This is a genomic window from Pseudomonas bananamidigenes (genome assembly GCF_001679645.1).
GTDB lineage: Bacteria > Pseudomonadota > Gammaproteobacteria > Pseudomonadales > Pseudomonadaceae > Aquipseudomonas > Aquipseudomonas bananamidigenes.
This window is the reverse complement of the sequence record NZ_LRUN01000044.1, coordinates 35,066-46,689: the sequence shown is the minus strand read 5'-3', so window position 1 is coordinate 46,689 and position 11,624 is coordinate 35,066. Positions and strand designations below refer to the sequence as shown.

The 11,624-nt window shown below is 55.5% G+C and carries 6 protein-coding genes; 5 read left to right on the top strand and 1 reads right to left on the bottom strand.

Annotated features, from left to right (window positions below; genetic code table 11):
* The first annotated feature begins 184 nt into the window (after positions 1-184).
* The 5 genes from BBF94_RS16470 to BBF94_RS16450 all read left to right on the top strand — a co-directional run bounded on the left by BBF94_RS16470 (position 185) and on the right by BBF94_RS16450 (position 6,809).
* Complete coding sequence (locus BBF94_RS16470; protein ID WP_065260044.1) at positions 185-1,045, top strand: putative selenate ABC transporter substrate-binding protein; 861 nt, start codon at positions 185-187, stop codon at positions 1,043-1,045.
* Positions 1,042-1,839, top strand: a complete 798-nt coding sequence (locus BBF94_RS16465) for a phosphonate ABC transporter ATP-binding protein (RefSeq protein ID WP_065260043.1) — start codon at positions 1,042-1,044, stop codon at positions 1,837-1,839. Before BBF94_RS16470 ends, BBF94_RS16465 begins: the two co-directional genes overlap by 4 nt.
* Positions 1,833-2,660 carry a PhnE/PtxC family ABC transporter permease gene (locus BBF94_RS16460; RefSeq protein WP_065260042.1) on the top strand — a complete coding sequence of 276 codons (828 nt, stop codon included), beginning with the start codon at positions 1,833-1,835 and terminating at the stop codon, positions 2,658-2,660. The genes BBF94_RS16465 and BBF94_RS16460 overlap by 7 nt, the downstream gene beginning before the upstream one ends.
* Positions 2,657-3,424, top strand: a complete 768-nt coding sequence (phnE, locus tag BBF94_RS16455; RefSeq protein WP_065260041.1) for a phosphonate ABC transporter, permease protein PhnE — start codon at positions 2,657-2,659, stop codon at positions 3,422-3,424. Before BBF94_RS16460 ends, phnE begins: the two co-directional genes overlap by 4 nt.
* A 289-nt stretch (positions 3,425-3,713) precedes the next feature.
* A complete protein-coding gene (locus BBF94_RS16450; protein WP_065260040.1) occupies positions 3,714-6,809 on the top strand; it encodes a TrlF family AAA-like ATPase in 3,096 nt (1,031 codons plus the stop codon).
* A 212-nt stretch (positions 6,810-7,021) separates the two neighbouring features.
* Here BBF94_RS16450 and BBF94_RS16445 read toward each other — a convergent pair whose 3' ends face one another.
* On the bottom strand, positions 7,022-10,906 hold the full coding sequence (locus tag BBF94_RS16445; RefSeq protein WP_065260039.1) for a YobI family P-loop NTPase: 3,885 nt from the start codon (positions 10,904-10,906) through the stop codon (positions 7,022-7,024).
* Positions 10,907-11,624 lie beyond the last annotated feature (718 nt).

The window sequence follows — 11,624 nt, the reverse complement described above, 5'->3', positions numbered from 1 at the left end:
GCAAGCCCGCTCCCACAAGGACGGCGCCAATCCTGTGGGAGCGGGCTTGCCCGCGATAGCGGTAGTCCAGACGCCTTCACCCCTAACGGCAAGACACGCCGATTCAACTAACCTGACGTTGCAGCCGACGACGATTTTGCGCAGGCTGTGCACCGATCCTGACGCCCCTGAAATGGAGATTCCCATGCTCAAACGCACCCTGGCACTGACCGCAGGCCTGGCCCTGTCCTTTACCGCCGTGCTGGCGCAAGCCGCCGACGTGTTGAAGGTCAGCGCAATCCCCGATGAAGCCCCGACCGAACTGCTGCGCAAGTTCGAGCCGCTGGGGGCATATCTGGAGCAGCAACTGGGCATGAAAGTGCAGTTCGTTCCCGTGGCCGACTACCCGGCGGTGGTCGAAGCCCTGGCCACCGACCGCCTCGACATGGCGTGGCTGGGCGGTTTCACTTTCGTTCAGGCGCGGCTGAAAACCGATGCCACCACCCCGGTGATCCCGTTGGTGCAGCGTGAACAGGACGCGCAGTTCACCAGCAAATTCATCACCGCCGACCCGAACGTGAAAAGCCTCACCGACCTCAAGGGCAAGACCTTCGCCTTCGGCTCCGTATCGTCCACCTCCGGCAGCCTGATGCCGCGCTACTTCATGCTCAAGGACGGCATCAAGCCCGAAACCTACTTCAGCCGCGTCGGCTACTCCGGCGCCCACGACGCCACCGTCGCCTGGGTGCAGGCCGGCAAGGTCGATGCCGGTGTGCTGAACGCCAGCGTCTGGCAGAAACTGGTGGACGCCGGCAAGGTCGACACCAACAAGGTCAAGGTCTTCGCCACCACCCCGGCCTACTTCGATTACAACTGGACCGTGCGCGGCACCCTCGACCCGGCGCTGGCAGGGAAAATCAAAAAAGCCTTCCTCGCCCTTGACCCGGCCAACCCCGAGCAGAAGAAAATCCTCGACCTGCAGGCCGCCAGCCGCTTCATCGAAACCAGCCCGGACAACTACAAAGGCATCGAAGAAGCCGCCCGCGCCGCCGAACTGCTGAAATGACCCTGAGCCTCAAGCAAGTCGTCCTGCACCACGCCAACGGCGTCGAAGCCCTGCGTGGTGTGGATTTGCAGATCAACGGCGGCGAGCAGGTGGCGATCATCGGCCCGTCCGGCGCCGGTAAATCCAGCCTGCTCAACCTGTTGGCCACCGCCATTCGGCCCAGCCGTGGCGACATCGACGTGCTGGGCCAGCGGGCCTGGCATTTGTCCGCCCGCCAGCGCCAACGCCTGCGTGCCAGAATCGGTCTGGTGCATCAGGCACCGCCGCTGCCGCCCCGGCAACGGGTGGTGACGGCAGTGCTGGCCGGCAAGCTCGGGCAATGGAGCATGGGCAAAAGCCTGATCAATCTGCTGCACCCGCTGGACATCCCCGGCGCCCGCGCCGCATTGGCGCGGCTGGATCTGGCGGACAAACTCTTCAGCCAGTGCCAGCAACTTTCCGGCGGCCAATTGCAGCGCGTGGGCATCGCTCGCGTGCTGTATCAGGCGCCGGACGTATTGCTGGCGGACGAACCGGTGTCCGCCATGGACCCGGTACTCGCCGGGCACACCCTGACCGTCCTGTCGCGCCATGCCCGGGAGCACAACGTCACGCTGGTGGCGAGCCTGCATGCGGTGGAACTGGCGCTGGCGCACTTCCCGCGCATCATCGGTTTGCGCGAAGGGAAGATCCTGTTCGATTGCCCGTCCGATCACGTCAGCCACGACATGCTCGACAGCCTGTACGCCAACGAACAACTGCAATCCCCGGCGCCGACCGTGACGCCGCTGATTGTGCAGATTCCACGATGCTGAGTACCGACACCCGCGACCCCGCCGCCTGGCCGCGCCTGCTGCTGACCCTGCTGGCGATTGCGCTGTTGTGGCCGGGCATTCAACTCAGCGAACTCGACCTCGGCGTGTTGCTGCACGCCGACAGCCAGAGCGAAATGGGCCGCTTCGTCGCGACCTTCTGGCCGCCGGCCCATGACCGGGACTTTTTGCACCTGCTGCTGAAGGCCACCCTGCAAACCCTGGCCATCGCCACGGCGGGCATGGCCTTGGCTCTGGTGTTGGCGATCCCCGCCGGCCTGCTCGCCAGCCGCGCCTTGTCGCTGTCCGCCGCGTCCCACGGCGGCCGACCGAGCCTGATGGGCCGGTTGCTGCGCTGGCCGGTGCGGGGCTTGCTGATCTTCCTGCGCAGCGTGCCGGAAATCGTCTGGGCGCTGCTGTTCGTGCGCGCCGTCGGCCTCGGCCCGGCGGCGGGCGTGCTGGCGATCGCCATCACCTACAGCGGCATGCTCGGCAAGGTCTACGCGGAAATCTTCGAATCCACCGACCAGCGCCCGGCCCACGCCTTGCTCCAGGCCGGCAGCGGACGCCTGGCGAGTTTCGCCTACGGCGTGCTGCCCAACGTGGCGGCGGAACTGCTCTCCTACACCGTGTACCGCTGGGAATGCGCGATCCGCGCCTCGGTGGTGATGGGCTTCGTCGGCGCCGGCGGCCTCGGCCAACAGATCGACCTGTCGATCCGCATGTTCGCCGGCGGCGAAGTCGCCAGCATGCTGCTGACCTTCCTGCTGCTGGTGCTCGGCGCCGACCAACTCAGCCGCCTGTTGCGCTGGAGACTGACATGAAGCGCCTGATCAACACGGCGCTGATCCTCGCCATCGTCTTCGCCGTCATCGCCTCGTTCGCCTACCTGGGCCTCGACCTCGAAGCCCTCGGCAGCGCCGACAGCCTGAAACAGATGGGCAGCTACGCCCAACGCTTCCTCAGCCCCGACCTCAGCGCCGGTTACCTCAACGCCATCCTCCACGGCGCCATGGAAACCCTCGCCATGTCCGCCCTCGGCACCCTCCTCGCCGCCGTGTTGGGCCTGTTACTGGCACTCCCCGCCGCCGGCCGCTTCGGCTGGCCACTACAAAGCGCCGCCCGCATGCTGCTCAACGGCCTGCGCGCCATCCCGGAACTGGTCTGGGCCGCCCTCATGGTCTTCGCCGCCGGCCTCGGCCCCAACGCCGGCACCCTCGCCCTCGCCCTGCACACCACCGGAGTCCTCGGCCGTCTGTTCGCCGAAGCCCTGGAAAACACCCCGCCGGAACCGGCGGAAGCGATTCGGCTGCAAGGGGGGAATCCGGTTGTCGCGTTCTGTTACGGGACCCTGCCGAACCTGGCGCCGCAATTGCTGGCGTACTGTTTGTATCGGTGGGAGAACAACATCCGGATGGCCAGCGTGCTGGGGTTTGTCGGCGCTGGAGGGCTGGGGCAGATGTTGTATGTGAGCTTGAGCCTGTTTCAGGAGGCGCAGGCGGGGACGGTGATTTTGGCGATGTTGGGGTTGGTGTTGGGGGTGGATTCGTTGAGTGCTTGGAGTCGGGGGCGGTGGGTTAAGGCTTAGGTTGATTAACCTTTGAAACGGGCTAAAAGCAGTACTCGGAAGGTCCGCTTTCGGCCAAAAGCAGCCATTCGCATGCTTCTAGAGAGAGTCTGGAATTCACTATTCCCTATAAATTGCAACCTGGTTACGGCCACTACCCTTCGCCAGATATAGCCCCTTGTCAGCAAACTCGATCAGCAGTTTGCTGCTTTCCAAACTTGTCGGTGCTGGCATCCCAACCTAATCTCTGGCAAGCCCTGATGCTGTAAGCGAATGGGGTGGAGCAGTCTAACGCACTGGAAGGTGAGAAATGGCTATTCAAGGCGGCAGTGAACGCGGGTCAGAGTGGCGGCAGTGGGATTTGCATATTCACACTCCAGCGTCATTCGAGTGGAGAGGAGCGAAGTTCGACCGGAAGAATCCGGATTCAGCAGCGAATAAAGCTCTTGTTGATGAAATGATCGGAGCACTTAACGCAGCGAAACCTGACGTTTTTGCGCTTATGGATTACTGGACATTCGACGGATGGTTTGCACTCAAGCGCAGATTAGCTGAGCCAGACGCACCGATCCTGAAAAAGACTGTTTTCCCTGGTATTGAGCTGAGACTGGCAGCCCCAATGAGGGGACGCTTGAATGCCCACGTTCTCTTCTCTAACGAAATTGACGACCAGATTCTGAAGGACTTCCTTGCTCACCTCCGTATTGCGTTGATTGACAGACCCTTGTCTGACGCCGCTCTCATAAACTACGCACGCGAAGCACCTGAAGGCTTGCTGAAACCACACGGGATCAAGCGTGAACAGATTGCAGCCGATGATGAACAGGCTTACATAGCAGGCGCAAAAATTATTGAACTGACTTGCGAGAGCTACAAAGAAGCGATTGCCAAAGTTCCAGACGACCAGGCAATTGGCTTCATGCCATACGATACAAGCGATGGTTTAAGTGATGTGAAATGGACGGAGCACTATGCATATTTTTTGGGCTTGGTTAGGTGCTCACCGATTTTCGAGAGCCGGAACTTGGATGTGCGCTCTGCTTTCGTTGGAGAAGAAACGCCAGGAAATGCCAAATTTTACTCTGGCATAAGGAAAGGATTGAACGACATATCTCGATTGGTTGTGGCAGGTAGTGACGCTCACTGCTTTGTCGGCATACCAGGAAGTAATGATCGGCGGGGATACGGAGACTTTCCATCAGACAAGAAAACCTGGATAAAAGCTGATCCCACATTCCGTGGGTTGCAGCAGGCTATCCGAGAGCCTGCGAAACGCTCATACATAGGCGTTATACCACCGAAGCTTGACCATATTGCCGCCAACAAAACATTTTTCATCGACCATGTGGTCATTAGCAAGGTGATGGGATCCCCACTAACCTCACATTGGTTGGACGATGTCTGCCTTCCGCTTAATTCTGACCTCGTCGCCATCATTGGCAACAAGGGGAGCGGCAAAAGTGCTTTGGCCGATGTCCTTGCTTTGTTAGGCCATTCAAGGCAAACCACCCATTTTTCATTCCTTCGAAAAGATCGATTCCGGGGCAAAGCTGGTGAGCCTGCTCGACAGTTCGAAGGCTTTCTCTTCTGGCATGACGGGACAATAAACACTTGCAACCTAAATACTGACCCGCCTGCTGAGAAAGTTGAGATGGTGAGGTACATACCGCAAGGACATTTTGAAGAGCTCTGCAACGCTCATGTTACGGGACAATCTGACGCCTTCGAAGATGAGCTTAGGTCGGTCATTTTTTCGCATACCGATGACGCAATTCGACTAGGGGCACTGGATTTCAGTCAACTGATCGAGCAGCAGGAAAGCACCTTCCGTCTCCAGTTGAACGAGTTTCGAAAAGATCTGAAAAGACTCAATCTTGAGATTGCAAGATCTGAAAACCAGCTCCACCCACTAATCAAGAAAAGCCTAGTGGAACAGCTTGGGCTCAAGCAACGTCAGCTCGCCGAACACGCAGCCTTAAAGCCAGTAGAAATAGCAAAGCCATCTGCTGATCTATCGCCTGAGCAACAGGTGACGGCTACAACTCTTGAGAGAGTCGCGGCGGAACTCAAGCGTCTGGATGAGGAGCGGGTCGCAGCCAACGAGACGGCTTCACAGCTCGCCGCTAAGAACAAGGCTTTAAAGGATGTTAGGGAACAGGTTCGACTACTCCAACGCACCTACGACCAGTTCATTGCTGATACGAGAAAGGACCTCATCCTGATAGGGTTGGAAGTCGCCGACGTTGTGAAAGTCGAGAGTGATCTCGCCCCGTTGAATCAATTGGAAGAAGCAATATTGGCTGACCAAGCAGCCATAAGCACCAGCACCAAAGCTAGAGAAGACGCGCGTCAGAATTTTTTGGAGCAGCAGAAAGAGGCCAAAGCACAGCTGGATCAACCTCAGCTCATTTATCAGAATTATCTTCTCGCGGTTGACGAATGGCGGCGCAAATATCAGGACTTGGTTGGCGCAGCAGACGCCCCAGAAACAGTGAAAGGACTAGAAGCTAGGATCGCGCAGATCGATTCTCTGCCAGAGAGTCTGGAGACGCAAAAAATCCACCGGCAGCAGTTAGCAGGTGATATCTACGACATCCTTGACGCCCAGCGTCGCGCGCGAGAGGCACTGTTCAAGCCAGTTCAGGAACTCATTCAGGGAAACAGCCTGATTCGAGAGGAGTACAAGCTCGGATTCAAAGCGAAGCTCGGAGGCTCAATCGACGCTTTTGCCACCAGCTTGTTTACATTGCTCAAGCAGAACGTTGGCGAGTTCCGCGGGGACGACGAGAGCTTTAACACCGTACGACGTCTGGGTGACGCTGCGGACTTTGAACGTCGTGAAGAGGCAGTGGCTTTCGCGCAGGCTCTGCACGACAAAATTTCATTAGCGGCAGCTACGATAGGGGACAAGGTCGAATACGGCATCGACTCAATGTTGCGCAAAGACAAAACCGCGAACGAGGTTTATGACCTGCTATTCGATCTTTCCTACCTGGAGCCTCGGTATTCATTACTGTTCCAAGACGCAGAAATCGAACAGCTGTCACCTGGTCAGCGTGGAGCACTGCTCTTGATCTTCTATTTGTTGGTGGACAAGGGGCGCAACCCCATCATTCTGGATCAGCCAGAAGAGAACCTCGACAACGAGACTGTTGTAAGTCTTCTGGTACCTGTTCTTACAGAGGCGAAGAAGCGTCGTCAGATAGTTATGGTTACACACAACCCTAACCTTGCGGTCGTCTGTGACGCGGAGCAGATCATTTGGTCTCACTTTGATCGGGCTAACGGGCAGAAAATCTCCTACACCGCAGGCGCCATTGAGAGTCCTGCGATAAATGGACATGCTGTTAAGGTGCTTGAAGGAACAAAACCTGCATTTGATAACCGAAGATTCAAATATCACTGAGATTCGGTCCGATGGTTCGCGCGCATTGAGCTCTGCTCAAGCCTTTCACTCGCGAAGCTATGTTGGAGACCGCAGGGAGTCTAGTCGGCCGTATGCCGTTCAACGACTGCGTTCTGCCAAAAGCGGCCGTTTGAGAGCGGCTTCTTCCGGCCAGAAGCAGCCCCTCGAGGGAGTCTAAAAAATCAGCGCCGATTCAGTGAGCCAGCAGCAGGTCAAATCATGCCTTTAGGCTTGGCGGTGGCGCTGATGACAGCGTCTTCTTCCGCTACGGTCTGAACGAAGCCTTTCGCTTTAAGAGCGTTGACCAGCCTCATGTTGAGAACGGTATTAGGCACCCGGATTTTTTTGATATTCGGTGAAAGCTTTGTGAAACCGCCATCACTCAACATACCAAGAACTAGGGATGCCTCTGCCCAAGTGCACGATGGCAAGCATTGGATCAGAACTTCAGAGCGCTGAGCTGAGGTAAGCCCCTCCGCACTTGCAAATTTTTTGAGTGCAGGGATAAAAGCTGAAGGAAAGCTTACCGATTGTCGATTAGCGAGGCGGCAGGTTTCAACGACCTCTTTGACGGCCTCACTGTCGGTGTCGAAGAGTTCACTCGGTAACGCCGTCCACATTTGGATCTTTTCATTTAGATCAAGCGCACCGCTTTTACTGAGTGGCACCGCCATGCTGAGCGACAGTTGAGTTAGATCAATATGGTCGCGTGCCTCAACCCAATGTGCCGCGAGATAATGAACCTCCAGATCTGCACTGAAAGTCCTAATGCACTCACGGATCTCAGGGGTGTACGCCAGAAAGGGGGCGGTTGCGAGCATCTCCCAACGCTCCCTCGATTCCAGCCCTTTGAGAATCAATGTATCGCTCAAGACGATATCTGCGAACAGCACTTCAAGCGTTTCGTTAGATAACCCTGTTGGGGCGATTAAATACCTCTGCAGCTCTTGATGCAGGGAGGTATGGAGGCCCCAGAGTTCCCCTTTTAGCTCCTTTCCATGGCGCTGGATAAAGCTTGCGAAGGCATCCATATCCAAGGTTTCGCAACCATTATGGTCCAAAGCGGGTACGAGTATGTCTTTGAAGAATGTCCACACCGCGCCGACCTTCTCTTTCACCCGATCAGACTGGAGTATTTGCGCCCACAACGATGGGGTCGTGTCTTCAAGCCGGTCGAATGCGCATGTCGTTCGATCAAACAGTTGAACCACGACATCGGGCTCGTCAGTCTCTTCCACGATGGCCCATAACAGTTCTATGAGGGAGCCCGCCGACTCATCCAGCGTGCCAATTTGGGCTAAAAGTGTGATTGCAAACTCCTCCGCAGATTCAAGGAGGAGTTCATTCAGACCCTCAATCTGGAGGGCCTGCAGTCGACGATAGGAAATGATGTTTTCACTGAGATCGGCTTTACTTGCATGAGCGGATTCGCCTTTTTGGCAAATCAGCGTGAGCAGGTTCAGATTTACCTCAACACAACTCCATTCGACCAGCTTCTTGAGGTCGTCCAGAACGATGCCATCATCTAACGCCGAGAAACGCACCGGCAGTTCTCTAAGCCAAGGCCAGCCTTTACCTCCCGCTTCAAGTCCTGGCATCAAGCGCGAGACGTCTTGGAGACTCGCAATGGCATCACAGATTTTCATGTCCGGCGCCGAATCAAGCCTTCGGAGCTGTGCAACCTCTAACCCATCCATGAGTGCACTGATCAGGGTTTGCCTCAGTAAAGTTGATTCGAATCGCTCAGCGTTCAATAACGCGCGGAACAATCGAGGCTCCAGAGCAAAAACAGATTGAATGAACTTCGGTGATGTCGCGGTTGATATCAATAATTCGGTCGCTTGCGCCATTCTGCCCATTTGCCCTTCCAGCCCACTCTTGAGAATCGTCGCGAGCTTACTGCGCTCATGGCTCATGCCAGGATCGTTGTATGGACAGGCAGAAAGGTACTCAATCAGCGCGACAATGATGCCCCTGCCATCGCTCAGATCATCTATATCAAGCTTTTCCACGGCCTTTTTCGGGGCATTGATTACAGTCGCGACATCAACGGAAACACCACGTCTCAATTCCAGGATCAGGTTTTTGTCTTCGGATGTGAGGGATCCTGCGTAGAAGTAGCCGAAGTAATCCGTGTAATCGGTATCGAAGTGTCCGTGGCGCATCAGGTACACGACAATGTCCAAGCCGTTCAGCTTTTGAGAGATGACATCGCCGTAGTTTTTTTTGGCTGCTGCCCGGAAGGTTTGGTGATTAATTCGGCTTGCCTCAATTCGGTGTTCGGCCATTTCATCATCGATATCAACAAGGGTTCGTTGGAGCAAATCGAACCTTTTTGGGTATGACGTCGATGTCAGTAGCTGCTTTGAGTCAAAAGGTGCTGCCCTCTGGTCTGGGTCCCCGTACCTATCGATGATGCCCATCGTTAAACTAGTACTCTGAGAAAAAATCGACTCAAAAACATCATCCTTAACAAAGTCGGTCAGCGAAAATTTACTGCCACTTGGCATCCAAACATGGGTTGCCGCAATGCCGGATTTTTTAACAAGTTCTAGCCATACGTACGCCCGCAGCTCAGCCACACTTCCAGCGATTTCCTGTACCCGCTTTTCACGCTTTTCCCGCAATGCCTGGTAGGCATCTTCAGCCTGTTTGGACTGCTGGAATCGCCACTCGCTGAATCCTTGGATGGTCTCGTAAATGGCGCCACGTCGTTTGACCAAGTGTGCGTATTCATCAGGATGCAGATTGCGAATCGCGATGATTGAAAACAGCTTGTTCGGATCAAGCTTTAGACCGGAGCCGCCGCTGAGAATGCTGGAGAACATATCGAATTCGTTGACGATATTCTTGATCAACCGCATGTCATCGATGAAATAACAAACGGTTTCGACCAACGTCTCATTAAGCCCAACGTCCAACGCGACCCCATTGAACTGTCGCTCACGAAGCATTTTGAACATTTGCTCGCGAGAGTTCTCTGAGTTGACCACGGGGATTATCGGGATGATCAGGTCAAAAAATTTCGTTTTCTCACCGACGGCGAACAGCTCATCACGAAGCGCATAGATGAAGTAAACCGGTCTTTTGATCTGCGGGGACTGCTTGATGATGAAATTGATTTCCCGCAGGCGCGTGAAAACGTCATGAATTCCGAATCTGTCGAGATCCTCGATGACCACGATATCGATTTTACTGCGTTCAAAGCAGTAGACGATTTCGTCAACATTCTTGTGCAACACTGAGCCGTGGTGTGTCGTTTCCAGTTTTCCGCCCTTGATCGTGAAGCCGTCAATGCTGAGCAGGGACAAGAGCTTCAGAGCCGAGAACAACATGTAGATGCTACCGCCCCCGAGCACCACAACGGCCATCCACCCAGGGATCCATAGAAGCCATTCGACCAACCACGCTGGGTCAATTTTTGGCATTTTCTCGACTGTCGGGACGTAAAGCCTCAGTACGCTTACGATTATCAGCACGTAGAAAATGGTACGCACCCATAGGCTCGACGTAGATGCCTGGATGATTCGCTTCAATCTGCTCTTCGGCAGTTCATCTGACGGTACCGCGTACAGCAGTTGCTGAACGATAGTTTCCTCGATACGCGTCAAAATATCCGACTCGGTTTTTTTTTCAGCGCCTTTGAGGTCGGTGGTGTTTGAGTTGGAATCAGCGGGAGCGACAGGAGCATCAGTTGAGGCCGACTTTCCTGCCCCGCCTTTGTTTAGATCTTTGCCGAACGCGGCCAGCGATACAAATGCATAGGTAAGCTCAGGGTGACGTTCGACAAACGTACGTATGACGCTACTTTTGCCGGCGCCGTACTCACCAGTAATCGCGATATTGCGAATCTGATCGTTGCTAAGCGCGCTCAGCAGCTCATTCTCGTAACGCTGTGATCGATCCGTCTCCAAAAGTACAGGCGTTAGCGGCTCGAAGACATTTTTACCACCGGGCACAGCAAGGTATTCGCGCGCGGCGGCTACGGCTTTTTCAACAGCTTTTCTGTAGCGTTTGTACTGTCCCATCGCATGATTCACTCGCGAGATGACGCACTCGCACTTCGAAGTAAGCGCCTGAGCTATACGACGGAACATCCCTGTCTCCTATGCCGCTGAAAGGCTGTTCGGGGGAACCGCCAAATAGTCTTCACTTAATACCCAGTGTCACTGAGGTACGTGTTTTACCGATGATAGCGCACCGCCATCGCTGAATGGGACGAACTCTCTGCTGCTTCCCCTAAAGCACATCTTCTGGAGACTTCGCATGCCTAGATTTCTCGCTGGATCTCACCTCATTGTCGGCGGCGGTCTAACGTCGAGCACGATCAGGTGATCCAGTACATTGACATTGGGACGTGAGCGGAGTGTGTGAGCGTCCGCTTCTGGCCGATAGCGGACGTTCGCAATGCCCAACTTGGTCTTGAACCCCACCTTGATCGGAGGGCTGACTCACGGCCCTCCGATCAATAATCAGCGATTTACACGGCCACGTTTAAAGTCACCACTCGTAACTTCCCCAAGGCTACAACGCCTTGCGTCATTGCCTACGACTGCGCCAGAATCCGCCGGCTTGTGCGTCTGGCATGCGGGTTTTATCGTTTCGGGGTCACTGAAAAACAGTGATCGGGTTTGGTAGCCCGGAATTTCCAGGCGCATAGCGCCACCTCTTTGCAGGGATCGTTCTCGTCTCTGCATTTTTATGGTGGCCGTGCGCAGGGCTTCTTCGGAGGCGCCGGGTTCCTGGACCGGTCTACCAACCTGTGTATGGCCGCCACCCTACGTTTGGTAGCGAAGGGTGATGGCTCCTAGATAA